Origin of the sequence: Aliiglaciecola sp. NS0011-25, from assembly GCF_040370605.1 — a bacterium.
In the GTDB taxonomy this organism is placed as follows: domain Bacteria; phylum Pseudomonadota; class Gammaproteobacteria; order Enterobacterales; family Alteromonadaceae; genus Aliiglaciecola; species Aliiglaciecola lipolytica_A.
This window is the reverse complement of sequence record NZ_BAABWR010000023.1, coordinates 25,797-50,094: the sequence shown is the minus strand read 5'-3', so window position 1 is coordinate 50,094 and position 24,298 is coordinate 25,797. Positions and strand designations below refer to the sequence as shown.

The following is a 24,298-nucleotide window of genomic DNA, read 5'->3' as shown; positions in this document are numbered from 1 at the left end:
ATGATGCTTAAGGAGCAGTAAATTGGCAGTACAAGATGATCATTTAGCATTAGTCGAGACCTTTATTGATTCTATTTGGATAGAAAAAGGGCTCAGTGAGCATACCTTAAATGCCTATCGTTCCGACTTATTGAAGTTCGTTATTTTTGCTGAAAAACACTTAGCTGACTTTGAACTTAGCCACTTTAGCAAATCTGATTTAGACCAATACTTAGCCCACCAATACGATTTAGGCATGTCTGAGCGCAGTATCGCGCGTTTTCTAAGTAGTTTGCGGATGTTCAATATTTACCTGTTGCAATCGAAGTTACGAGACGATGACCCTATTGCACAAATGCGCAATCCTAAGTTACCGCAATCACTGCCTAAAACCCTGAGTGAAGAGCAGGTAGATGATTTACTCAATGCGCCCAATATAGATAATCCAATTGAGTTTAGAGATAAGGCCATGTTGGAGGTTTTGTATGCCACAGGTCTGCGTGTATCCGAATTAGTATCATTGCGAATGGAACAAATGGGGTTGCAACAAGGGGTAATAAGAGTCACTGGTAAAGGTAATAAAGAACGATTAGTGCCCCTTGGCGAAGAAGCTATTGAATGGTTATTGAGATTTATAAAATTAGCGCGTGGAAACTTGTTAAAAACCGAATCGGATATTGTCTTCCCAAGTAACCGTGGTGTGATGATGACAAGGCAAACTTTTTGGCACAGGATAAAACACTATGCCCTTGTTGCTGGTATTCAAACCCATTTGTCTCCGCATACGTTACGCCATGCGTTTGCTACCCACTTGCTCAATCATGGGGCTGACTTACGAGTAGTGCAAATGCTGTTAGGTCACAGCGATTTATCGACAACCCAAATCTATACACATGTGGCCACACAAAGATTGCAAATGCTGGTGGAAGAGCACCATCCTAGAGGCTAATTAGTTAATCTGTAATGTTTGCTTTCCAGAAACATGATTTTATTAGAAAACCTGAAAATATATGCCTATGTAAGTTTAGGTTTGATTGGATTGGCGTCGCATTCGTTATAAACTAACGAACAATATTGAAAGGTAAAATTAACTGATTAGATGCAATTTATTACTCATTTCGCAGGTCTAACAATTAGTAACACCGTTAATAATTGTTAATTAATAGGAAGGTAAATGAAAAACTGGATAAAACCACCCGTAATTTTGGTGACCTTGTGTGTTGTTGCCGTATCAGCTTATGCAATGATGACAGACAAAGAAAGCGCTTCTGCTAACCTTGATACTGCAAAAGTGATGGTCAAAGATCAGGCTGACACTACTCCCAAAGTAGGGTCAAAACTAAAAGCAGATGTGGGTAGTCCAGACTACGCCAAGACTAAACAAAAATTAGAAAGTGTTTTGGGCCTTAAAGTGTTGGCTATTGGTGATTCGCCAGTGCCTAACTTAGCTCAGGTGTCGACCAATCAAGGTCTATTTTATGCCAGTGAAAACGGTAAATACCTAGTAAGTGGTCGAATTTTCAATGTCGATGCCGGAATGCGTAACGAAACTGATGTAAAATTAGCTGAATTGCGTATAGAAGGTATTTCTGATTTTTCTGATGAAGACGTCATTGAATTCAAGGCAAAAGATGAAAAGTATGTGATTAACGTCTTCACTGATATTACTTGCGGTTATTGCCGTAAACTGCATCGTGAAATTGACGATTACAATGACAAAGGGATTACCGTTCGTTATTTAGCATTTCCTCGAGGTGGTCTTAATACCCAAACTTATTACGATATGGTTGCAGTATGGTGTGCTGATGATAAACAAGGTGCACTAACCGCGGCAAAAACAGGGGCTGATGTTGATGGCAGCACTTGTAGTAACAAAGTTGCTGATGAATATGCATTTGGAACTCGTATCGGCGTCAATGGTACCCCAAATATCATCTTACCCGATGGTTCATTGGTTGGTGGCTACATGCCTGCAGATGCGTTACTAGAGAAATTATCGCAAATATAAGTTGAAGAAATTTGGGCTCGAAACATAAACTGTTTTGAGCCTTTTATTTTCCAGTGTCACTCTGCTCACCTCAAAAAACGATATCATATGTCTGCCAAAATTGTCCGTCGCGAAACCGTATCTGACTCCCACTTATCACATATTTCCCAGCCTATTATTCGACAAATTTTTGCTAGTCGCGGAATAGAAGATGCGAGTCAGTTAGATAAACGTGCTAAAGCGTTATTACATTATCAACACCTTTCAGGAATGGATGCTGCGGTTCAGGTGCTGAGTGAAGCGCTTGAAAAACAGTTAAAAATTATCATCGTTGGAGATTTCGATGCCGATGGAGCCACCAGTACCGCGTTGACAATGTTGTGCTTGGCTAAAATGGGTGCCAGTGGACATTCTTACCTAGTACCTAATCGATTTGATTTTGGTTACGGTCTAAGTCCAGAAATAGTACAAGTGGCTCATCAACAAGGTGCGCAACTGATTATCACTGTCGATAATGGCATAGCCTGTTTTGATGGTGTAGATAAGGCCAAAGAACTGGGGATAAAAGTGCTGGTCACCGACCACCATTTAGCTGCAGACCGTTTACCTCAAGCTGACGCGATCGTGAATCCTAATCAACCTGGTTGTGAGTTTTTATCGAAAAATTTGGCAGGTGTTGGGGTGGCATTTTATTTGATGTTAGCCCTGAGAAATCACCTTAAACAAACCCAGTGGTTTGACAAAAAAGCCATTCCGGAACCCAATCTAGCTGAGTTTTTAGATATTGTCGCTTTGGGAACAGTTGCTGATGTGGTGCCGTTAGACAGTAATAATCGTGTGTTGGTTTATCAAGGACTGCAACGAATTCGTAGTGGTAAATGTCGACCCGGTATCAAAGCTTTAGTGGAAGTTGCTGGTAAAAGTCCCGAAAGAATGGTGTCCAGTGATTTGGGATTTGTACTCGGTCCACGACTCAATGCGGCGGGTAGGCTAGATGATATGTCTTTGGGAATAGAATGTCTGTTAGCTGCAGACCATAGCAAAGCCCGTCAAATGGCCGTGGAGCTCGACTCATTAAATCGAGAGCGCAGAGAAATTCAGCAGTCCATGCAAGACCAAGCGTTAGCCAGTTTAGAAACGTTAGCGATTGATGGCGATCAAACTAAAAATGGGATTATTGTTTATCAAGCTGACTTCCATCAGGGGGTTATTGGTATTGTTGCAGGTAAAATCAAAGAAAAATACAATCGTCCAACTATCGCCTTCGCCCATCAAGACGATCACACTCTCAAAGGGTCAGCAAGATCAATCGCTGGTCTGCATATTCGCGATTTATTAGAAGAGATCAACAGTCGCTATCCCGATGTGATAGTCAAATTTGGTGGTCATGCTATGGCCGCAGGCTTAACCATTCATGCTGACAAGTTTGCTGCATTTAAGCGTGTTTTTGAGCAAGTTAGCCACGAACTTTTAAAAGATCGTGATTTAAGTGGGCAGATATTAAGTGATGGTGAGCTCTCTCATCAAGAATTCTCACTTGAATTTGCGCAACAACTTAAAGACTCAGGTCCATGGGGACAGGGCTTTCCTGAGCCTATTTTTGATGGCATTTTTACGCCAGTAGATCAAAAGTTATTGGGCGGTAAACACCTCAAACTAATGTTGAAGGCAGAATCGGGCGTATTAGTGGATGCAATTGCGTTTAATATTGATCCGCAGCTTTGGCCCAACCCTAGTTGCAAGCAAATTCACATTGCTTACAAGTTGGATATCAATGAGTTTAGAGGACGAGTTAGTTTGCAACTGATGGTAGAAGCATTAGAGCCTATTCTTTAAAAAAGTCTTGATTCTGCTGAGCCAACATCGCCTCTATGTCTTCAATATCAGGAAGTGAGGTATTTGCATCATTATTATTTGGGTTTTCAGTTGCAATAACTTTTTCTTCATTCGACCACTCGCCCAAATCAATCAGTTGGCAGCGCTTACAACAAAATGGTCGGAACAGACTTTTTTCATTCCATTCTACTTTTTTTGCACAAGTGGGGCAGGATACTTCCATCGTAACGTTAAACTCCTAACAACTGGCAATATTAAACTGAACTGACTCATTGACTTGAGTACTGCCATTTTCATTGGCTGTAAATAACATAAATCGGATTGCATAGCGGTATTTGTTACCACTCAACATTGGGTAGTAGCCCTCATCGGTAAGACTCTGAATGCGTATTAATTCACTTTTGTCATCAGCGATGCCTTGGTAAAAACCATTTTCTGCGGTAATAGCGGTAAATCGGCCTCTTTCTCGCAAAAAGGCTAAAGTAATATCGATAGCTTCGTTGATCAAATCGAATTCCGATAACCAATTATTAATATCGCTACGAATTAAATCCAACGGTTGTTTGATCCAATAGTGTAAATTGGGTAAATCGAAGCTGCAGGTACCACCTGGAATGGAAAAACGTTGTCTTATCGAGCTTAAAAATTTGTCTTCTTTTAAACTCGCTCCGACTTTTTTAGAGTGTTTGAGTTGGTCTCGAAGGCGAAGTATTTTTTGTAACGCAGCTTGCAATGCTTCTGAATCAATCTTTGGATGTTGCGACCAAAATACTAAGTTTTTTTCGTGAACTTCGATGTCTTTTAGAATGTCACTACGAATATCCAGTCGTTCTAAAAGATCAAGTAAAGTGAATAGGGCCTCAAAAAAACTCATAAACTGCCAATCTTCTTGGGCTTGTGCGCTTTGTTTGAGTTGTATAAACAACTGTTCAAGACGCAAATAGGTCCTGACTTTTTCGTTTAATGGAAACTCATAAACAGCTAATGACATTGATTATCCTAAAGAAATTATACGCAGACGGAAGATTTAATGTTCTTAAAAATAGTAAATCAAATAGTTAGAACTGACTATTGAATGATTATTATAACCGGAACTACACCGCAAAACGCATCAGATTTCAACCCCAAGATAATAAAGTTGCCATCAAGTCACATTAGCGCCATTAGATAATTTGGGGGTCAATTGGTAAAGCAGCAGTTAGAAGAATAACATAACAAAATTGGTCTGAGTCAATATTTGGTTTTTAATACACAGTACCGTCAATGTTTTATTTGTTTAAATCAAGGCCAGTTGATTGTTCGCTTGCAATAAATATTGCTTGTGCAATTGGCTTACTTGGTTTGTTAAATTATCAACTGGGCCATTATTATCGATTACATCGTCGGCATGCTTTAACCGCACCTTACGAGAGACTTGGTTAGCCATTATGTTTTTAATTTGCTGTTGAGACTGTTGGTCTCGGTTTGCTGCCCGTTGCAACTGAATGTCTTCACTAACATCGACCACCAAAACCCGATTGACCATTGCCATCATGTTATTTTCGATCAACAAGGGAACGGCAAGGATACAATATGGAGACTTAGCCTGTTTTAATTGACGTTGCATATTTTGGCGAATTAATGGATGCAGTAGGTTATCTAACCAAGTTTTCAATAAGGGATCAGAAAATACTATCTCTCGAATATATTGGCGGTTTAGATTTCCGTCACTTAAAAGCGAATCTTTCCCAAATTTTTGCGCAATCAAATGCAAAGCCGGACTACCTAGTTCAACCACTTGACGGGCCAACACATCAGCGTCTATTACATCGATGCCTAAATCAGCAAATAAATCTGAAACGGCGGTTTTGCCACTGCCAATTCCGCCAGTCAATCCAACTACGTAATCACTCATGCTATTGCCCAACTCCAATACCAGTTAGCTATATCTTTGCCATAAATTAACGTCAGCCAACCGGCAATCGCCAAGTACGGACCAAAAGGAATATGGCTGCCTTTATCTTTTCCTTTGATCAATAAATAGCTAATTCCTATAATTGCACCAACAAAAGATGAAAGTAATATGATGATCGGAAGGTATTGCCAACCCACCCAAGCACCTAAGGCTGCGAGCAATTTAAAATCACCGTAACCCATTCCTTCTTTGCCTGTGAGTAACTTAAACAGCCAGTAAACACTCCACAGACTTAGGTAACCTGCTGCCGCTCCAATTATGGCGTCGATAGGACTTACAAATAAGCCCGTGGTACTGAATACTAGACCTAACCATAAAACTGGCAGGGTAATTTGATCCGGTAACAACATTTTATCGAGATCAATAAAAATTAACGCAATCAGGCACCAAGTCAGTAACACTGCGGCGGCGGCTTGCCATCCGAAACCAAAATGCCAGGCTATTGCCATGCTGGCTAAAGCAGTCAGCAACTCAACGGCAGGGTAGCGAAATGAAATTGGATTTTTGCACTGACTGCATTTTCCCTTAAGAAAAAGCCAGCTAATCACTGGAATATTCTCCCAAGCTCTTATTTTATGTTGGCACTTAGGGCAAGTTGAGTCAGGTTTAATTAAATTGAACGTTTCTGAAGAGGCTTGTTCTGCTGATTCTGGCTGGAAATATTGTTGATACTCTTGTTTCCAACCTCTTTCCATCATTACCGGCAAGCGGTAAATAACCACATTTAAAAAACTGCCTACCAATAAACTGACGACAAAGACAAAACTAACAAAAAATAGGGGTGAATCGGCTAAGAGCTCAAACATCGCAGGCATATATAGGCACTTTATTATTATGAAAAATCATTTTGTTTAAGCTTGCCAGAAAAGTCTTTAGGTAGAAACCTTTCTAGCAATCATAATACGAATTATATAACGTGAGTCTGGCTTTTGCTAAACCACGTTACCCATTTGGAAGATTGGTAAATACATAGCGACAATCAAACCACCAATGACCACCCCTAAAACAGCCATAATCATCGGCTCTAACAAACTGGTTAAGCCGTCAACCATGTCATCTACTTCGGCTTCGTAAATAGTAGCAATTTTACTGAGCATATCATCCACTGCCCCAGACTCTTCACCGATGGCAATCATTTGCGTCACCATGTCTGGAAACACGCCTGTTGCGCGCATCGCGGTGTTCATTTGCATACCGCCAGCAACTTCCCGCTTAATAAATAATATAGCATCCCGAAAAACTGCATTGCCCGAAGCGCCAGCGGCTGAGTCCAATGCGCCAATCAAAGGCACACCAGCAGCAAAGGTGGTTGCAAGTGTACGGGTAAATCGAGCGATTGAGGCTTTTTTTAAAATTTCACCAATAATGGGTATTTTGAGAATTAGCATATCCACTTTATCTTGTAAGTTTTTTGACTTTTTGTGGGCCCGCATAAATAAAACCGCAGCAATCGCTGTGCCCGCCGCGATGAAAATGCCAAAATCTTGCACAAATTGGGAAATAGCTAATACAAATAAGGTAAAGGCGGGTAATTCAGCTCCAAAGCTACTGAATATTTCTTGAAACTGCGGTACTACAAATATCAATAGGATAGTGGTTACAATAAAGGCGACTACTACTACCGCAATTGGATAGAACATGGCTTTTTTGATTTTCGATTTTAACGCTTCGGCTTTTTCTTTATAAGTCGCGATTCGATCATAGATTGTTTCTAAGGCACCGGATTGTTCACCGGTTTCAACCAAATCACAATATAGGTCTTCAAATTGATCAGGATGTTTGCGCAGCGCACTTGATAGCGGATTGCCGGCTTTGACTTCATTGGCAATCTCGGTAAGCATTCGGCGCATGCTTTGTTTTGCATGACCTTGGGCGATCATGTCGATGGTTTGAATTAATGTAACACCCGCCCCAAGCATGGTGGCGATTTGTCGAGATAACACACAAATATCTTGAGCGGAAACTTTGTCTTTTCTACCAAATAGTGGCTTGGCGAGTTTCTTAACTTTAGTGGCAGAAACACCTTGGCGGCGTAGCATGTTTTTCGCTTCCGACAACGAAATAGCACTGATCTCGCCTTTACGACTGTTGCCTTTTTTGTCGACTCCAACCCAGGTATACATTTCTGCTGTTTTAGCCATCGTTAAACCCTATTTATCTATCTGTTTAGACGAAAAAGCCCAGTTAACCTGGGCTTTAAATATTATTTTCTTAGCTAAGTATTAACAAAGAGTAGTATCACTACAAGTTGGAGTCCAAGTTACCTTGCCAGCCGCATATGCAGCAGTTAAAGTATAGGTTTTACCTGCCAAATCACTACCAGTCTTACCTTCAGTTACGATAGTACCGTCAGTAGTAGTCAAACCTACTTCTGCTGCAGATACTGTTACGTTAGCTGGGATACCATTTGAACCACCGTCACAATCAGTCAATGCATTGTTAACCTGTGCACATACTTCAACCGCTGATTTCGCTGCTGCTGTCGCATTAGTTACTTCAGTAAACTTCGCTTTTTGCGTGTACCCTTGGTAAGCAGGTAATGCGATGGCTGCAAGAATACCGATAATCGCTACAACGATCATCAATTCAATTAGTGTAAAACCTTTGTTGTTAGTCATTTGAGTCATTTTCATGGTATTTATCTCCTGCACCATTGAGTGCGATTTAAGTTACTGTAAAATAATTAGTTAAGTTGTTTGTTGCCACAACTACGTTTGCGTTTGATGGCGTCCTCGTTGAATTCATAATCAGTATAGAACGAGATCCGTTACTGACAAGTATGCAGAAATATACTCAAGTCTCTTTCATCAAACAATTTTGCCGTCTATAAATAGTTAACTAATTGATTCTAAGAGATAAATCAATTGATTTGACATCCTTGGTTAAAGCCCCTGATGACACAAAATCTATACCTATTCCCCGCAAATTATGCAATTTTTCTTCGGTTATATTGCCCGAAACTTCCAATTTCACTGTTTTTTGATTGATCAATACTGCTTGACTAAGCATTTCGTGATCAAAATTATCCAACATCACAATATCTGCCCTTGCATCTATCGCCTGTTGCAGCTCTTCGAGGCTTTCCACTTCCACTTCCACCTTGGCTTGCGGCATATTTTGGCGTGCTTGTTTAACTGCGTTGGCAATAGAGCCGCACGCCAATATGTGGTTTTCTTTTATAAGGAAAGCATCAAATAAACCAATACGATGATTTTCGGCACCACCGCATTTTACCGCATATTTCTGTGCCAAGCGCATGCCTGGTATAGTTTTGCGAGTGTCTAATAAGGTGATACCGCTACCCGCGAGTAAATCAACGTAGGCATTCGCCGTGGTTGCAGTTCCAGATAATGTCTGTAAAAAATTGAGGGCGGTGCGCTCTGCAGTCAATATGGAGCGCGCCGAGCCAGCGAGTTCGCAAAATATTTGATTGGCTTTACATAAATCGCCATCCGCCACTAACCAATTGACTTTGATTTCAGGATTTACTTGTCTGAATGTTTCAGTTGCCCATTGTATACCGCATATTGTGCAGTCTTCTCGGGTTAGAATAGATGCTTTTACCATCACATCATTACTAATTAATGCCGCGGTAATGTCTCCATCTATTGGGCCTAAGCCATTTAAATCCTCGTCAAGCGCTTGCTCAACATCTTTTATTATCGAGTTTTGATTCATATATAAGTCACACAAGTAAAGTAATCGCAGATTAGCCAAGAGGTAATCTATTTAATATTGTTAATGTCGCAGTATTAACCAATCTCCACGTTGAGTAAATTCCAACTGTTTGAGTACACTCATACCTAACAGAATTTCATCACTTAACATACCGGGGTTGATACTGGCACGAACGTCGTTTATTCGGATCGAGCCTAAGTCGAGTTGTTGGATGTTAGTTTGCGCTACAGTCACATTGCCGTTAGCGGTTGAAACGGAGTATCTAGCTCCACCGACTAAACCTAATTCATTGGCCAAATGAGCTGGAACAGATACATTGGTTGCGCCTGTATCTAATAAAAAGGTAACAGGTTGTCCATTAATCAGGCCACTGGCTACATAATGGCCCATACGATTGCGCTTGAGCTTAACTTCAGCGGCACCGTTGTTTAGCTGACTTTGCGGATTTTGATTTGGATTTTTTTGTTTTTCTAAACGATCACCAAAAAATAGCGATAGCAGCAACAGACCGACTATCCAAAACGCAAAAAACATCCATTTTCCTATTTTAGTGGAGTTTTCCGCTGGTGATTGATTTTGTTCCATTCTATACCCTGCTATGCTGCTTCTTTATCGCTTATATATTAACGGCTATTTTTATATATGGTCTCAGACACCAGATTGCAAATAAACGCGGGTTGGCTAGATTCGGTTCAACGTTCTGAATGTGAGCATTTTGATTGCAGACCAGCGGACCATGATATCAGTCTATTGGTAATCCACAATATATCATTGCCTCCCGGTGAATTCGGCGGCCCGCATATTTTAGATTTTTTTGCTGGAAAACTTCAGCCTCACAGCCATCCTATATTTGAACAAATATATCAGATGCGGGTGTCATCTCATTTGTTGATTCGACGAGACGGTCAAATTATCCAATTTGTAGGATTCGAAGAACGCGCTTGGCATGCTGGTGTTTCGTCCTTTCAAGGTCGTACCAGATGCAATGATTTTTCAATTGGCATTGAGTTGGAAGGGACAGATAATACCGCATATAGTGAACAGCAATATGCAGCATTGGTTCAAGTCACTAACGTTATTGTTGAAAAATACCCATTAATTACTATAGGTAGAATCGTCGGCCATAATGATATTGCTCCAGGACGTAAAACTGATCCTGGGGTGAGTTTTGATTGGCCAGGCTTTAGGCAACAGATTAGTTTCAGCAAGAGCATATAAGGCCGAGGCCTGCAGCGCTTTTTTGCAGCAAACACTTTTTTATAATGAATATAATAAATAGAAGGAAGTTACATGACATTAATTAGCTTGATTGTGGTTTTGATGGCAGAACGTGTAGCCACTCAAACCAAGTATTGGCGAGAGAGTTTCTATAATGGCCTTTATCAACGTTTTTTAATGAGAAAAAATATCTTTTCTGAAGATATGTCCACTGCCAGTTTTTTAGCGGTGGTTATTCTTCCTGCGCTAATCCTTCTAATATTAATCAATAGCGTTGATAACGCTTTGATTAGACTCATTCTTGATACCGCGATTTTGATGGTATGTATAGGCTGTCCCAATTTGCGAGATGTGTACAAATGTTATCTGCAAGCGGCTAATCGAGGTGATTTTCAGGCTTGTACTATGTATGCCGATCAGTTGGGCCACAGTGGAGACAGCCCAGGCTCATTTGGCCAAGAATTGGTATGGTTGAACTATCAACATTATGCGGCGGTGATTATTTGGTTCGCGTTGCTTGGCCCTGCGGGTGCGGTTATGTATGTTTTGGCAAGAAGCACAACTCATGCTTACAAAACAGAGTTTCAAAATGAATTAAGCATAGCCCAACAATTAATGGCTATTCTTGATTGGCTACCTGCAAGAATTACCGCTTTAGGTTTATTATTAATGGGGCACTTTTCTCGCGCATTGCCAATTTGGTTGAAGTATTTATTTGACCTTAATGTTTCGGCAAAAGAACTTTTATGCAAAGTCGCCGACGCCGCAGAAGAAGTCGATATTAACAAAGAGGACTATACTGAAGAGCCTTGCACTTTGGTGCGTTTAGCCAAACGAAATGTGATGTTTTTAGTGGTCTTAATATCAGTGTTATCGCTTTCTGGTTGGTTGAGGTAAATTAAACACCCTAAATGCTATCATTGAATGTAATGGTCTGACCTCGCTTTAAAGGCCTTTAAAAATACGTTGTTTAACAATTTTCGAATTTAATTAACAGAATCATTGAACAAGTTTTTTAGGTAAAAGGTTTACGTAATTAAATAACTAGTCTAACCTATTAGGTAAAATGGTCTTACCAATTTGCAGTGTGGGGTGTAGCAAACTAAGTTTTTTGCTAATTAACACTATGGCGAGTCCTAAAAATATGGCAGGTCCTAACATTTTTTGAGGAAGCACACGCAAATATGCAACGCATACAGTCGAGAAAACTTTCTGATGTGATCACTGAACAGCTTGAATCGATGATCATTGATGGGCGTTTATTAGCTGGTCAAAAGTTACCTTCGGAACGTGAGCTCGCCGAGAATTTCGCCGTATCTAGACCGTCATTACGTGAAGCGATTCAAAATTTAGAAGCTCGCGGTTTGCTGTTACGCAAGCAAGGCGGTGGTACCTTTGTTAAGCGTAATCTTACTGCATCGGTTACCGATCCTCTTCTGGATCTAATTGCTAAACGACCTGAAACTCAATTTGATTTACTCGAATTTCGTCATGCTTTAGAAGGCATGGCTGCATATTATGCTGCGCTGCGAGGCCAGCCAGAAGACTACGTTAAATTAGAAGAAGCACTAGCGTCCATTTCGGAGCTTTCTAAAAAATCAGACAAAACAGATTTATCTAAAGCCTTGGTAGATTTTTATCTCGCCATGGCTAAAGCCTCACACAATTTGGTGTTAGTGCACGTTATGCGTAGCTTGAAGTCGATGTTGCAGGAAAATATTAAAGCTAACTTTGAAATGCTAGCGATTAGAGACGATGTCACTGACATCATTCATAAACAACGTGAAAAAATATTGGCTGGAATAGTTTCTCGTGACCCGGAAACTGCTAGGCAAGCAAGCAATGAACACTTGGCGTTCATTGAAGATATCTTGTTAGAAATAAACCGACAAGATACCAGAATTCAACGGGCACTTAGAAGAATTGAAATACAGAAATAACCTTATTGGCATTGTTAATATTGCTAATTTATGTAATTTACTTACTGAACTGAAAGAAAAGAATATAAATTTAAACTATTCTTTATTTTCTCGGTCAGTAAATTTTAACTTTAAACTAACTAAAGGAAAGCACCATGGCTGATATGATGCATCCGGATGTGGATCCACAAGAAACCCAGGAATGGATAGAAGCACTAGACGCAGTACTTGAAGAAGAGGGTGTGGAACGCGCTCACTACTTATTAGAAAGCTTGATCGAAAAGGCTCGCCGTAATGGTGCTTACCTGCCGTACACAGCTACCACTGCCTATATAAACACCATTCCCGCAGGTCAAGAACCGACCATGCCTGGGGATCAAACGATTGAAGCTAAAATTCGTCAAGCAATTCGTTGGAATGCAATGATGATGGTTTTACGCGGCTCTAAGAAAGATTTGGAGCTAGGTGGCCATATATCAAGTTTTGCATCTTCAGCTATGCTTTATGATGTCGGTTTTAACCACTTTTTCCGTGCGCCAAACGAAAAAGATGGCGGCGACTATTTATTTGTTCAGGGCCATGTTTCTCCTGGAATTTATTCTCGCGCATACATTGAAGGTCGTTTAACCGAAGATCAGCTTGATGGTTTCCGTCAGGAAGTGGATGGCAAGGGGATTTCCTCTTATCCTCATCCTAAGTTAATGCCTGATTTTTGGCAGTTCCCAACTGTATCTATGGGCTTAGGTCCAATGCAGGCTATCTATCTAGCTCGCTTCTTAAAATACCTCACAAATCGTGGACTAAAAGATTGTTCAGAACAGCGTGTATGGTGTTTTATGGGCGATGGTGAAGTTGATGAGCCTGAAAGTTTAGGTGCTATTGGTCTAGCCTCTCGTGAAGGGCTAGATAACTTAACATTTGTCATCAACTGTAATTTGCAACGTCTTGATGGTCCTGTTCGTGGTAATGGTAAAATTATCCAAGAATTAGAAGGGACTTTCCGCGGTGCTGGTTGGGAAGTGATTAAAGTCATTTGGGGACGTTATTGGGATCCTCTATTGGCACGGGATACCTCTGGCAAGTTACTCGATGTAATGAATGAAACCGTCGACGGTGAATACCAGAATTACAAAGCCAAAGGTGGCGCTTACACTCGCGAAAACTTCTTTGGTAAGTACCCAGAGTTAAAAGACATGGTGTCAAACATGTCAGATGACGATATTTGGCGCTTGAATCGTGGTGGACACGACCCAGTAAAAGTTTATGCTGCATACAAACGTGCTTCAGAAACACAAGGTCGTCCTCAGGTTATCCTAGCTAAAACCGTTAAAGGTTACGGTTTAGGTTCAGCTGGTGAAGGCAAAAACATTGCTCACAACGTCAAGAAAATGGACATAGATGCGGTTCGTCAATATCGCGACCGTTTCAATATTCCAGTTGCTGATGACGATCTTGAAAACTTACCTTATTACAAGTTTTCTGAAGATAGCCCTGAATTGACTTACCTCAGACGCCGCAGAGAAAAGCTGTTTGGTTATATGCCAACCCGTTTAGCGGACAGTACTGAAGATTTACCAGCGATACCGTTAAAAGCGTTTGAAGCAATCACTAAAGGGTCAGGGGAGCGTGAAATCTCCACTACTATGGCGTTTGTTCGCGTATTAACCGTGATGCTCAAAGACAAACAAATTGGTAGCCGTATCGTACCAATTATTCCAGATGAAGCCCGTACTTTTGGTATGGAAGGTTTGTTCCGCCAGGTAGGTATCTATTCTAGTCAGGGACAAAAATACGTTCCTCAAGATGCCGATCAAGTAGCCTATTATCGCGAAGATAAAAAAGGTCAGGTGTTACAAGAAGGTATTAACGAACTTGGTGCTATGGCATCTTGGTTAGCTGCCGGTACTTCTTATTCAACCAATAACCTACCTATGATTCCGGTCTACATTTATTACTCCATGTTTGGTTTCCAACGTGTGGGTGATATGGCTTGGGCTGCGGGTGATAGTCAGGCTAGAGGTTTCTTAGTTGGTGGAACAGCAGGTAGAACCACACTAAATGGTGAAGGTCTGCAACACCAAGATGGACACAGCCATGTACAAGCGGCTTTGATTCCAAACTGTGTAACTTACGATCCAACTTATGGTTATGAAGTAGCTGTGATTGTGCAAGACGGTTTACGTCGCATGGGTGAGAATCATGAGAATGTATTCTATTACCTAACCGTAATGAACGAAAACTACGTTCAGCCAGAAATGCCTAAGGGTGCCGAAGAGGGAATTATTAAAGGTATTTATTCTCTTGAAAAAGTAGGTACAGCTAAGAGCAAGAAGAAAGTTAAGTTGCTTGGTTCTGGTACTATTTTGTTGCAAGTTCGTGAAGCTGCGCAACTGTTGAAAGATAAGTTCTCAGTTGCCTCTGAAGTATTCAGTGTACCTTCATTTAATGAATTGGCTCGTGATGGTTTAGACTGCGAACACTTTAATATGCTAAACCCAGACAAAAAAGCCAAAGTACCTTATATCACTAGCGTGCTTGAAGAAGGGTTTGACGGCCCGACTATTGCTGCGACCGACTACGTTAAAAACTATGCTGACCAAGTTCGTGCATTTGTGCCAGGTCAATATAAAGTACTAGGGACCGACGGTTTCGGTCGTTCTGATAGTCGTCCTAACTTGCGTCATCATTTCGAGGTTGATGCTAAGTTTATCGCCCTTGCAGCGTTAACTGAGTTAAGCAAAGCCGGTGATATTGATAAGAAAGTTGTGCTAGATGCTATCAAAGAGTTTGGTATTGATGGCGATAAACTTAATCCGCTTTACGCGTAATTGGGAGGACTCAAAATGTCAGATTTAAAAGATGTATTGGTCCCCGATGTGGGCGGTGAAGAAGTTGAAGTCATTGAAATCTGTGTTTCTGTAGGTGACGATGTCGAAGCAGAAACGTCGCTGATAACGGTTGAAAGTGATAAGTCCAGTATGGATATTCCGGCGCCGTTTGCAGGTTCGGTTGCAGATATTTTGGTGAAGGTAGGTGACAAAGTCAGTCAAGACACTTTGATCATGAAACTTGCCGCTGCGGGCGCGTCCTCTGAAGCGGCTGCTTCAGAGTCAGCACCAGAACCAACGGCAGAACAACCTAAAGCCGCTGCTGCAAGTGCTAGCAGTGAAGTGATTGAAGTTAAGGTGCCTGATATTGGTGGTGACACTGATGTTGATGTGATTGAGGTACTGGTCGCCGAAGGCGATAAGATTGATGCAGAAACGGGTTTAATCACCTTGGAAACTGATAAGGCGACCATGGACGTACCTTCGCCTGCTGCAGGTGTGGTGAAGTCGCTTAAAATCAAAGTCGGAGACAAAGTCTCTGAAGGAACTTTGATACTTGAATTAGAAACTCAAGGTGCATCAGATTCTGCCGCGGATACTGCGCCTAGCGCTGCTGAATCGGCACCATCGCCAGCACCAGCACAACAAGCATCTGCGCCAGAAGCCCCTGCAGCTGAAGAAGCTGACTCGGGTGAACAGAGCACCTCAGTGATTGATGTAAAAGTACCTGACATCGGTGGTGATACTGATGTTGATGTCATTGAAGTATTGGTTGCGGTTGGCGATGAAATAGAAGCTGAAGCAGGCTTGGTGACTTTGGAAACCGATAAAGCCACCATGGATGTACCGTCACCGAAAAGTGGTACGGTTAAAAGTGTCGAATTAAAGGTTGGCGATAAAGTATCAGAAGGTAGTTTGGTTATCACATTAGAGGTAACTGAAAAATCAGCACCCAAAGCAGCTGCTCCAGCACCTGCCCCTGCTCAACAAGCAGCGGCACCTGCAGCACCTGCCAGAGCTGAGAATACCCGTAAGCCACCGGTTCCACATCATCCATCTGCGGCCGACAAAAAATCCAGTGGTAAAGTTCATGCTTCACCGTCGGTGCGTCGCTTAGCGAGAGAATTTGGTGTAGATTTAACACAGGTTGCTGGTAGCGGTCCTAAAAAACGTATTTTAAAAGAAGATGTGCAATCTTTTGTTAAATACGAATTATCACGTCCTAAAATGACCCCTGGGTCATCTGTTGGAAGTGGTTCAGGTGGTTTGCAAGTACTAGCTCCACCGAAAGTTGATTTTGCTAAGTTTGGTGAGGTGGAAGAAGTTCCACTAACGCGAATTCAGAAAATCTCTGGACCAAACCTGCACCGCAATTGGGTAACGATTCCACATGTTACGCAATTTGAAGAAGCCGATATAACGGAATTGGAAAAATTCCGTAAAGAGCAAAACGTCATCGCTGAAAAACGTAAACTAGGGGTTAAAATTACACCTTTAGTCTTTATGATGAAAGCGGTAGCCGATGCGCTTAAAGCGTATCCGGTATTCAATACGTCTTTGTCTGAATCTGGCGAATCACTTATCCAGAAAAAGTATTACCATATTGGTATTGCTGTTGAGACTCCAGGAGGACTTGTTGTTCCTGTAGTACGTGATGTGGATAAAAAAGGTATTGTCGAACTTTCTCGAGAACTTACTGAAATTAGTATCAAAGCCAGAGATGGAAAACTTAAAGGTCCGGATATGCAGGGCAGCTGTTTTACTATCTCTAGTTTAGGCGGCATTGGTGGTACTGCATTTACGCCTATCGTAAATGCGCCTGATGTGGCTATTTTAGGTGTTTCGAAAAGTGAAATGAAACCAAAGTGGAATGGTAAAGATTTTGAGCCAAGACTCATGTTACCGCTGTCATTATCTTACGATCACCGTGTGATTGATGGTGCTGTAGCTGCACGTTTTGCGGTTCATTTGAGCAACGTGTTGGCTGATCTTCGCCAAATTCTACTTTAGGTCATAATTAAGTGCGCTTTTGCTTAAATCATGTTGAAGCGCACTTTTTTGATATTTTTCGTGTTTAGTCGTGCTTTACTTTGCTAACATAAAGTCGCAAAGGTAGTATTTTACAGGTCTGTCAGAATAGAATTCGAAATTTGAGGTCATAATGAGCGAAATTAAAACTCAACTGGTTGTGCTAGGTGCAGGACCTGGTGGTTATTCAGCAGCGTTTAGAGCTGCCGATTTAGGTATTGAAACAGTCATCATTGACTCCCGTGAAACCTTAGGTGGAGTATGTCTTAACGTAGGCTGTATCCCTTCTAAAGCGTTACTTCACGTAGCTAAAGTAATTGATGATGCGAAAGAAATGGCTTCACACGGCGTTGTGTTCGGTGAGCCTAAAATTGATTTAGATAAAGTACGTGGCTGGAAAGACAGTGTAGTAGGGCAACTTACTAAAGGTTTGTCAGGCATGTCTAAAATGCGCAAAGTTAAATTTGTGCAAGGTTACGGTAAATTCACCGGTTCTAATACCCTTGAAGTAGAAGGGAAAGACGGTAAAACAACCATTACTTTTGATAACGCGATTATAGCTGCTGGTTCAGAGCCAGTTTCACTTCCCTTCATTCCAAACGATGATGATCGAGTAATCGATTCTACAGGCGCGTTGGAAATGAAAGATATCCCTGAAAAAATGTTAGTTTTGGGTGGCGGTATCATTGGTTTGGAAATGGGGACTGTTTATCGTTCTCTAGGTTCGCAAATTGATGTGGTTGAGTTTTTAGACCAGTTGATTCCAGCTGCTGACAAAGACGTCATCAAAATTTATCAAAAATACGTTAAAAACAAATTTAACGTCATGTTGGAAACAAAAGTAACAGCTGTTGAAGCTAAAGACGACGGTTTATACGTTACTTTTGAAGGTAAACAAGCACCTGCTGAGCCAGTTAGATACGATAAAGTACTAGTGGCAGTTGGACGTCGTCCAAATGGCAGTTTAGTTGCAGCCGATAAAGCTGGCGTGAAAGTAGATGAGCGCGGTTTCATTAACGTTGATAAGCAAATGCGTACTAACGTTAGCAACATCTATGCGATTGGTGACCTTGTTGGACAACCTATGCTTGCTCACAAAGCGGTACATGAAGGTCATGTTGCTGCAGAAGTGATTGCTGGTAAGAAGCATTACTTTGATCCTAAATGTATTCCTTCAGTTGCCTACACTGACCCAGAAGTCGCTTGGGTAGGATTAACTGAAAAAGAAGCTAAAGAGCAAGGCGTAAGTTATGAAACTGCCTCTTTCCCTTGGGCTGCTTCAGGCCGAGCTATTGCTTCTGGTCGTACTGAAGGTATGACTAAAATGATATTCGAAAAAGACACTAACCGTGTAATCGGTGGTGCAATTATCGGTATCAATGCGGGTGAAATGTTAGGTGAAATTGGTTTAGCCATTGAAATGGGCGCTGATGCTGAAGATGTTGCTTTGACAATTCATGCTCACCCAACGTTAAATGAATCAATTGGTTTAGCTTCTGAAATATTTGAAGGAAGTATTACTGATTTGCCAAACCCAAAAGCAAAGAAAAAGTAATTCTCTGAACGATACAAAGAATGCCAGTCTGCGTTGAGCAAACTGGCATTTTTTATGTCTGCAGGTTTTATCTGGTTTTATCATCACCTGAGCTTATGCTTCTATAATTAGGCGGGGGGATGAGCTAGATTCGTTTTGCTAAATAAAATTATTATAAGAGGAATTATTATGCCGCAAGAAATTAAAGGTAGCTGCTTATGTGGTGCAGTGACCGGTCAGGTTCATGGACCTTACAAACGTTTTTATCAATGTCATTGTGATCGCTGTCAAAAGAAAACTGGCTCAGCGTTCGCTTCACTAATATTTACCGATCCTGAAAATATCCAATGGCACAGTGGTGAAGATAAAATAAAACGTTTTGATCTACCAAATGCGGTGCGCTTTAGTAATGTTTTTTGCTCTGATTGCGGCTCACAAGTGCCTTATTTAACCCGTGATGGCAGTATGCTGTGCATACCTGCTGGCTTCTTAGATGGCGTTCCAGATATTACGCCCCAAGCGAATATATTTTGGGAAGAAAAATTCGCTTGGTACGATGATGGCCAAGCGGCACCTAAATTTGCCCAATATCCAGAATAGTATTGGATTAATTGAATTCAGATCATTTTTAAAATCATAATTGGTATTTCGCCTACTTTTGAATAAGGGGGTAAACTATAGGAAATGATCTGAATTTATGAATAAAAGTCGCCACTGTGGATCAACTCGAGTTTTTTGACATCCCTAGCCCCTGCATCGGTGTTTGCCAATCAGGTAAAGGGGGCTATTGTACGGGATGTTTCCGCAGCAGGGACGAAAGGCTGTATTGGAATCAGACTACACCTTATGCCAAAAGGGTTATTATAAAAGCTTGTCAGAGACGCAAAGCCATAGCCTCACGCAGGAAAAACGGCGATGCTAAAACAACAACACCTCAGCAAACAGACATGTTTGATGAGTAACGGCCTTTCCCACAGACTTCAACTGCGGTAATTGTATGTTAATTGGCTAACTTAGCGATACTGCTGATGATTTGATCCCAAGCCTCTTCAGGCAATGTGTGCCCCATACCTTTAATAATAACTAGTTCACAATTTTCGATGGCTGCGGCTGTGGCTATCCCACACTCGACGGGAACAAGCGGATCACAATCACCATGGATCACCAGGCTCGGTAATTTAATCTTATGTAACGCTGAGGTTCGATCAGGTGAGGCTAATATTGCACAGGTCTGTCGCCACACGCCATCAGGGTTAAATGAGCGTTCTCTGGCGTGCTGCATAAGTGTTGCTATCTTCTTTTTATCAAAATTGAAATAGTCACCATTGAGCATTTTCCATAATTTTAAAGAATAATGTAGGTAAGCTTTAGGATCTTTAGGCGGCGGCTGTATGATTTTTAACATTACCGACTTTTTGGGTTTAGGTAGCGATCGGTTACCGGTAGTAGACATAATAGAGGTTAAACTGGCCACCCTATTTGGATAATCTATGGCGATACATTGGGCGATCATTCCACCCATAGATACTCCTACTAAATGGCAGGTAGCAATGTTTAGATGATCTAATAATGCAACTGCATCACCGGCCATCGTATGTAAATCGTAAGGAACGTGCAGCTTTTTACCAAACAATTGATTGGCCGCGACTGAAAAAATGGTTGGCTTTTTTTGACCTTGTAATAAGGTACTTCTGCCAATGTCGCGATTGTCGAAACGGATCACCCAATACCCTTGGTCCACCAATTTTTGACAAAATCGTGGATCCCAATGAATCATTTGAGTTGCTAGGCCCATTATCAACAATAGGGGTTTGTCTTTTGGGTTACCAAAGGTTTGGTAACACAACGTAATTCCGTTTACGTCCGCGAACAGCTCTTCGCTATTAGTTACTTCACTCAAATTTATGCCCTATCAGGATTTGGATACAGAACTCTATGTAAGGTTTTTTGTCTGAATGGCTGCCATTGGCCTTCTTTTTGCGCTAATCGATTGGCGACAATCCATAATACCTGAGAATTATGTCCTAAGCCCATATGGCTACCTTTCACCTCAATATTTTCCGATTGTGGATGCAAATGTTCATTTGAGTTGATACATGATTGCCAGTGAGCTACGCCGTCACTACGGGAAAAAATAGCTGAACTTGGAACCTGTGGTGGGGGAATAATTCGTTGTGCTGCATCTGGTTCTCGTTGATTTAAATCGCCATTTATCATCTCAAACATTTTAGCCGCTACGGGGGCAGAACCCTGAGGGCCATTAAATGGACTGCCTAACGAAATAACTTGTCTTACACAATCAGGAATTGCACGGGCAATTTCTCTTGCCAAAATGCCACCCAAACTCCAGCCCACAAGGCTGACCTTGGCATCGTGTTTGACATGCAATTCAATGACTTTATTGAGTAACTGGTCACTCACTATATGCTGTCCACCTACAATGTGGGTGCCTAGGTTTCTTCCTAAGCCCCAACCATGAGGTTTATAACCTTTCATTTTGAGAAAGGTACGTAGAGGTTTAGTCGAAATATCCGACGCTAAGAAACCAGGCAAAACCATCACAGGATGTTTGTCACCACGAGGAGCTTGCAGCAATAAAGGCATCAATAAACTGGTTGTACCGAATTCGAAAAGCGATCTGCCCTCCGAGAGCATATGGCGCTTTTTGGGACGATTGTTTGGCAGTGTCGCTATTTCGTTATTCATATAAACTCTCTACTTCTTTGGTTATATACTTCGTGCTTTATTTTTCATTTAACAAAGCGTTAAACGCAGCCATGTTGGCTTGCTTCTTCTGCACGGCAGCTTCCAATTCATTAGCGGAATCTAATATGCATTTAGTTAAAACATCTATATCGGGCATCAAATTGGCTGAACTTGTTGGACTGATTGTGATCGTCCCGTCGTAGCTTAGCACCGGCATAATTAACCCCATACCATCAAAAATGGGCCCGGTTCCCATATTGGTAAGTAACTTGTGTCCGCCTAGATACAACGGAATATTTGGCCCCGGGACATTTGTAATTACCAAGTTGAAAAATGGTTTATGCCACTTGGCTAACGCTGATCGTGTATAAAATCGTGAAGCTACACCAGCTAAACCGAATGGAATTAAGTCTGCGTATCCCATTAGACTTTTAGCGTCAATTGCTTCTTGGTACAGCTTACCAACTAGGGTATTAACATGGATTTTCTCCAAACGCTTAATCGGGTCTGCCTCATTTGTAGCCAATTGGATGTACATGGCTGATACCTGATTTCCCATCGCGTTCTTTTCATCTTTCGAACGGGTTGAGACAGGCACCATAGCTACCAATGGTTGCTCAGGCAATTCCCCTTTAGCTAATAGGTATTGGCGCAACGCACCGCCACAAATAGCCAATATCACATCGTTTAGGGTAGCCCCATCAACCACTTTACGTATTGCCTTTACCCGATCAATTTCGAGTAAAGCGGAATTCCATTTACGTTCTTGCTCAACCACCCCATTAAATGGCGTTTTTGGAGCGCGGAAGGGCAGGGTTGGCATTTTAATGCCATGTACACGGGACAGATAACTGGCTTTTAAGGTGGCCTTGCCTGTATCCCATAACAATCCCGGCAATTTTCCCGGAATAGTAACTAAGTTATACGCACTACGAGCCATAAGGTTCATCGCGCCAGGGATCTTTTCTTGGGGTTTGGATACTTTCGCGGGGACCGGCCGAGGTTTGGGAGTGACATCCCACATCATGGCCATTAAATCTGCACCTGATTTACCATCGAAACCAGAATGGTGTACTTTAGTTATTATCGCGACAGATCCTTTCGGTACTTGCGATACGTTGTCTAAGCCTTCAACAAAAATAAATTCCCAAAGCGGTCTGCTCCTATCTAGACATGTTGAAAAATGCTGAGATGCAGCATAACGCAGTTCCTTCCAAGAACCCGGCGCAGGTAATTTCATGTGTCGTATATGTAAACTTAAATCGAAATTGGGATCTTCAATCCAGTAAGGTCTATCTAGGCTTAGGGGAACGGTAACCAGTCTTTCGGTGAGCTTTGAAACTAGATGGATACGTTTTTCCATAAATTCGTAAAACTCTTCGAATTTCATCGATCCTTCCATTATGCATACGCCACCTATATGCATCGGGATTTTTTCAGTTTCTAAAAATAGAAAAGTTGCATCTAAACCTGAGAGTTCTTCCATCCTGCTTCCCTGTTAACAAACCGTTATAAACATACCGTACGCCTAACAACGTAAATATCAACTTTTTTTTGTGGTTGGATAAGCAGTGCGGCTGAAGCCTTGGTTAAATATGAAAACCCATAACTATGCACAAAAAAAACCGCAATTTGAGTTCAGCATGACTATAATGTCCACTACTATCAATCACATCTCATCCAAAAGTATTCGTATTTATGCAAGCAATTGATTACGCAAAAAAAGCTAGCACCTCATTTGCCCTGCCAGACATTTGTCTGCGTATTCGGCAAATGTTAGATGATCATCAATCAGACGTCGAAGATATCGGAAACCTTGTTAGCTTAGATCCATCACTTGCATCCAAATTACTTAAATTAGCCAATAGTCCATTGTTTAGATTCCGCTCTCAGGTCGATAACATTGGTAAAGCAGTAAACATACTAGGTGGCGAAGCACTATATAATTTAGTTATGGCTGAAACTGCGAAAGATGCATTCGACTCTTTGAGTGATGAAAATGTGGATCTGAAGCGATTTTGGAAACAGAGTTTATTCACTGGTTTAGTGGCTAAGCATTTAGCCAAATTAGCGCGAGTTAGAGGTTCTGATCGGTTCTTTTTGTTGGGTTTACTGCATAATTTAGCAGAATTGGTGGTGACGAAAGAGAGTCCTGAGTTAGCTGCTAAATGTATTCCAGTAGATCAGGCAACAGTGCCATTTGCGCTGCAAAAAAATATACTCGGATTTACTTATCCACAATGTAGCTCAACGATTTTGCAACTTTGGCAACTGCCGACGCAAATTTCATTGCCCATCATGCATATCACCGATGAAGATTATGCTATGGGTAACAAAGAGGTCGCTATTATGCATGTGGCTGCCATTGCAGGATATATGCTGGCGACGAACTTCCCAGGAAACCTGCCTGAAACAATTAATCCAGCGATCTTAGCAAGTGTAGATTTGGATGTTGAAGTACTTGTTGATGCTATCACTTTCAGTAAGCAGGAAATAAACCAAATGATGTCTATCTTCAGTCCTTACTAACTCGCTAGCATTAAACATCGTCAAGCTTGTCGCTAAAAGCAGACATATCTTTGATATGCAATGTAGGAACGGGTTGAAAGTAGCATTTGTTTGATTTTTAAT

General features: G+C 41.4%; 23 protein-coding genes. 12 read left to right on the top strand and 11 right to left on the bottom strand.

What is annotated here, in order from left to right; all coding sequences use genetic code 11:
* Positions 1-22: 22 nt before the first annotated feature.
* The 3 genes from xerD (at position 23) to recJ (ending at position 3,802) form a co-directional block, all read left to right on the top strand.
* Positions 23-928, top strand: coding sequence for a site-specific tyrosine recombinase XerD (gene xerD, locus ABWV72_RS17775; protein WP_353372145.1), 906 nt, complete (start codon positions 23-25; stop codon positions 926-928).
* A gap of 225 nt (positions 929-1,153) precedes the next feature.
* A complete protein-coding gene (locus ABWV72_RS17770; protein ID WP_353372143.1) occupies positions 1,154-1,987 on the top strand; it encodes a thioredoxin fold domain-containing protein in 834 nt (277 codons plus the stop codon).
* 87 nt (positions 1,988-2,074) lie between these two features.
* Entirely contained in the window at positions 2,075-3,802 is a 1,728-nt protein-coding gene (gene recJ, locus ABWV72_RS17765) for a single-stranded-DNA-specific exonuclease RecJ (RefSeq protein WP_353372141.1), read from the top strand.
* Here the strand turns inward: recJ and yacG are convergent.
* The 8 genes from yacG to ABWV72_RS17725 all read right to left on the bottom strand — a co-directional run bounded on the left by yacG (position 3,792) and on the right by ABWV72_RS17725 (position 10,019).
* Positions 3,792-4,025, bottom strand: coding sequence for a DNA gyrase inhibitor YacG (yacG, locus tag ABWV72_RS17760; protein WP_353372139.1), 234 nt, complete (start codon positions 4,023-4,025; stop codon positions 3,792-3,794). The two genes, recJ and yacG, sit on opposite strands and share 11 nt — an antisense overlap.
* 15 nt (positions 4,026-4,040) lie before the next feature.
* A complete protein-coding gene (gene zapD, locus ABWV72_RS17755; RefSeq protein ID WP_303501372.1) occupies positions 4,041-4,793 on the bottom strand; it encodes a cell division protein ZapD in 753 nt (250 codons plus the stop codon).
* A gap of 285 nt (positions 4,794-5,078) precedes the next feature.
* Positions 5,079-5,696, bottom strand: a complete 618-nt coding sequence (coaE, locus tag ABWV72_RS17750; protein WP_216047217.1) for a dephospho-CoA kinase — start codon at positions 5,694-5,696, stop codon at positions 5,079-5,081.
* Positions 5,693-6,571, bottom strand: coding sequence for a prepilin peptidase (locus tag ABWV72_RS17745; RefSeq protein WP_353372136.1), 879 nt, complete (start codon positions 6,569-6,571; stop codon positions 5,693-5,695). Before ABWV72_RS17745 ends, coaE begins: the two co-directional genes overlap by 4 nt.
* Positions 6,572-6,688: 117 nt before the next feature.
* Entirely contained in the window at positions 6,689-7,897 is a 1,209-nt protein-coding gene (locus ABWV72_RS17740; RefSeq protein ID WP_353372134.1) for a type II secretion system F family protein, read from the bottom strand.
* An 81-nt stretch (positions 7,898-7,978) separates the two neighbouring features.
* The gene (locus tag ABWV72_RS17735) at positions 7,979-8,389 is read right to left on the bottom strand and encodes a pilin (protein WP_342805003.1); all 411 of its coding nucleotides are present in this window, start codon (positions 8,387-8,389) and stop codon (positions 7,979-7,981) included.
* Positions 8,390-8,594: 205 nt separating this feature from the next.
* Entirely contained in the window at positions 8,595-9,434 is an 840-nt protein-coding gene (gene nadC, locus ABWV72_RS17730) for a carboxylating nicotinate-nucleotide diphosphorylase (protein WP_353372132.1), read from the bottom strand.
* A 60-nt stretch (positions 9,435-9,494) separates the two neighbouring features.
* The gene (locus tag ABWV72_RS17725) at positions 9,495-10,019 is read right to left on the bottom strand and encodes a retropepsin-like aspartic protease family protein (protein ID WP_216047212.1); all 525 of its coding nucleotides are present in this window, start codon (positions 10,017-10,019) and stop codon (positions 9,495-9,497) included.
* Between the two features lie 57 nt (positions 10,020-10,076).
* Between ABWV72_RS17725 and ampD the strand changes: the two genes are divergently transcribed.
* From ampD to ABWV72_RS17685, 8 genes are all read left to right on the top strand, one after another.
* Complete coding sequence (gene ampD / locus ABWV72_RS17720) at positions 10,077-10,652, top strand: 1,6-anhydro-N-acetylmuramyl-L-alanine amidase AmpD (RefSeq protein ID WP_342805001.1); 576 nt, start codon at positions 10,077-10,079, stop codon at positions 10,650-10,652.
* Between the two features lie 72 nt (positions 10,653-10,724).
* Positions 10,725-11,549, top strand: a complete 825-nt coding sequence (gene ampE, locus ABWV72_RS17715; RefSeq protein ID WP_303501359.1) for a beta-lactamase regulator AmpE — start codon at positions 10,725-10,727, stop codon at positions 11,547-11,549.
* 287 nt (positions 11,550-11,836) lie between these two features.
* A complete protein-coding gene (pdhR, locus tag ABWV72_RS17710; protein WP_216047208.1) occupies positions 11,837-12,592 on the top strand; it encodes a pyruvate dehydrogenase complex transcriptional repressor PdhR in 756 nt (251 codons plus the stop codon).
* 134 nt (positions 12,593-12,726) lie between these two features.
* A complete protein-coding gene (aceE, locus tag ABWV72_RS17705; RefSeq protein WP_216047207.1) occupies positions 12,727-15,399 on the top strand; it encodes a pyruvate dehydrogenase (acetyl-transferring), homodimeric type in 2,673 nt (890 codons plus the stop codon).
* Positions 15,400-15,414: 15 nt separating this feature from the next.
* Positions 15,415-17,409: a dihydrolipoyllysine-residue acetyltransferase gene (gene aceF / locus ABWV72_RS17700; protein ID WP_342805000.1), complete on the top strand. Its 1,995-nt coding sequence runs from the start codon at positions 15,415-15,417 to the stop codon at positions 17,407-17,409.
* Positions 17,410-17,560: 151 nt separating this feature from the next.
* Positions 17,561-18,982: a dihydrolipoyl dehydrogenase gene (gene lpdA / locus ABWV72_RS17695; RefSeq protein WP_216047205.1), complete on the top strand. Its 1,422-nt coding sequence runs from the start codon at positions 17,561-17,563 to the stop codon at positions 18,980-18,982.
* A gap of 168 nt (positions 18,983-19,150) precedes the next feature.
* Positions 19,151-19,561, top strand: coding sequence for a GFA family protein (locus ABWV72_RS17690; RefSeq protein WP_353372127.1), 411 nt, complete (start codon positions 19,151-19,153; stop codon positions 19,559-19,561).
* Between the two features lie 116 nt (positions 19,562-19,677).
* The gene (locus ABWV72_RS17685; protein ID WP_216047203.1) at positions 19,678-19,923 is read left to right on the top strand and encodes a DUF1289 domain-containing protein; all 246 of its coding nucleotides are present in this window, start codon (positions 19,678-19,680) and stop codon (positions 19,921-19,923) included.
* Between the two features lie 38 nt (positions 19,924-19,961).
* Here ABWV72_RS17685 and ABWV72_RS17680 read toward each other — a convergent pair whose 3' ends face one another.
* From ABWV72_RS17680 to ABWV72_RS17670, 3 genes are read right to left on the bottom strand one after another with little or no spacing between them, the layout of a single operon-like run.
* The gene (locus tag ABWV72_RS17680; protein ID WP_353372125.1) at positions 19,962-20,861 is read right to left on the bottom strand and encodes an alpha/beta fold hydrolase; all 900 of its coding nucleotides are present in this window, start codon (positions 20,859-20,861) and stop codon (positions 19,962-19,964) included.
* A 2-nt stretch (positions 20,862-20,863) separates the two neighbouring features.
* Positions 20,864-21,667: a lipase family protein gene (locus tag ABWV72_RS17675; RefSeq protein WP_303501347.1), complete on the bottom strand. Its 804-nt coding sequence runs from the start codon at positions 21,665-21,667 to the stop codon at positions 20,864-20,866.
* Between the two features lie 37 nt (positions 21,668-21,704).
* Positions 21,705-23,153, bottom strand: coding sequence for a WS/DGAT/MGAT family O-acyltransferase (locus tag ABWV72_RS17670; RefSeq protein ID WP_342804998.1), 1,449 nt, complete (start codon positions 23,151-23,153; stop codon positions 21,705-21,707).
* Between the two features lie 212 nt (positions 23,154-23,365).
* Between ABWV72_RS17670 and ABWV72_RS17665 the strand changes: the two genes are divergently transcribed.
* Entirely contained in the window at positions 23,366-24,196 is an 831-nt protein-coding gene (locus ABWV72_RS17665; RefSeq protein ID WP_353372122.1) for an HDOD domain-containing protein, read from the top strand.
* The last annotated feature ends 102 nt before the right edge of the window (positions 24,197-24,298 follow it).

What these genes read in the sequence shown, in the direction of transcription:
- ABWV72_RS17770 (WP_353372143.1), top strand. Translation starts at nt 1,154, where the DNA reads ATGAAAAACTGGATAAAACCACCCGTAATTTTGGTGACCTTGTGTGTT.
- recJ (WP_353372141.1), top strand. Translation starts at nt 2,075, where the DNA reads ATGTCTGCCAAAATTGTCCGTCGCGAAACCGTATCTGACTCCCACTTA.
- yacG (WP_353372139.1), bottom strand. Translation starts at nt 4,025, where the DNA reads ATGGAAGTATCCTGCCCCACTTGTGCAAAAAAAGTAGAATGGAATGAA.
- zapD (WP_303501372.1), bottom strand. Translation starts at nt 4,793, where the DNA reads ATGTCATTAGCTGTTTATGAGTTTCCATTAAACGAAAAAGTCAGGACC.
- coaE (WP_216047217.1), bottom strand. Translation starts at nt 5,696, where the DNA reads ATGAGTGATTACGTAGTTGGATTGACTGGCGGAATTGGCAGTGGCAAA.
- ABWV72_RS17745 (WP_353372136.1), bottom strand. Translation starts at nt 6,571, where the DNA reads ATGCCTGCGATGTTTGAGCTCTTAGCCGATTCACCCCTATTTTTTGTT.
- ABWV72_RS17740 (WP_353372134.1), bottom strand. Translation starts at nt 7,897, where the DNA reads ATGGCTAAAACAGCAGAAATGTATACCTGGGTTGGAGTCGACAAAAAA.
- ABWV72_RS17735 (WP_342805003.1), bottom strand. Translation starts at nt 8,389, where the DNA reads ATGAAAATGACTCAAATGACTAACAACAAAGGTTTTACACTAATTGAA.
- nadC (WP_353372132.1), bottom strand. Translation starts at nt 9,434, where the DNA reads ATGAATCAAAACTCGATAATAAAAGATGTTGAGCAAGCGCTTGACGAG.
- ABWV72_RS17725 (WP_216047212.1), bottom strand. Translation starts at nt 10,019, where the DNA reads ATGGAACAAAATCAATCACCAGCGGAAAACTCCACTAAAATAGGAAAA.
- ampD (WP_342805001.1), top strand. Translation starts at nt 10,077, where the DNA reads ATGGTCTCAGACACCAGATTGCAAATAAACGCGGGTTGGCTAGATTCG.
- ampE (WP_303501359.1), top strand. Translation starts at nt 10,725, where the DNA reads ATGACATTAATTAGCTTGATTGTGGTTTTGATGGCAGAACGTGTAGCC.
- pdhR (WP_216047208.1), top strand. Translation starts at nt 11,837, where the DNA reads ATGCAACGCATACAGTCGAGAAAACTTTCTGATGTGATCACTGAACAG.
- aceE (WP_216047207.1), top strand. Translation starts at nt 12,727, where the DNA reads ATGGCTGATATGATGCATCCGGATGTGGATCCACAAGAAACCCAGGAA.
- aceF (WP_342805000.1), top strand. Translation starts at nt 15,415, where the DNA reads ATGTCAGATTTAAAAGATGTATTGGTCCCCGATGTGGGCGGTGAAGAA.
- lpdA (WP_216047205.1), top strand. Translation starts at nt 17,561, where the DNA reads ATGAGCGAAATTAAAACTCAACTGGTTGTGCTAGGTGCAGGACCTGGT.
- ABWV72_RS17690 (WP_353372127.1), top strand. Translation starts at nt 19,151, where the DNA reads ATGCCGCAAGAAATTAAAGGTAGCTGCTTATGTGGTGCAGTGACCGGT.
- ABWV72_RS17675 (WP_303501347.1), bottom strand. Translation starts at nt 21,667, where the DNA reads ATGAATAACGAAATAGCGACACTGCCAAACAATCGTCCCAAAAAGCGC.
- ABWV72_RS17670 (WP_342804998.1), bottom strand. Translation starts at nt 23,153, where the DNA reads ATGGAAGAACTCTCAGGTTTAGATGCAACTTTTCTATTTTTAGAAACT.
- ABWV72_RS17665 (WP_353372122.1), top strand. Translation starts at nt 23,366, where the DNA reads ATGCAAGCAATTGATTACGCAAAAAAAGCTAGCACCTCATTTGCCCTG.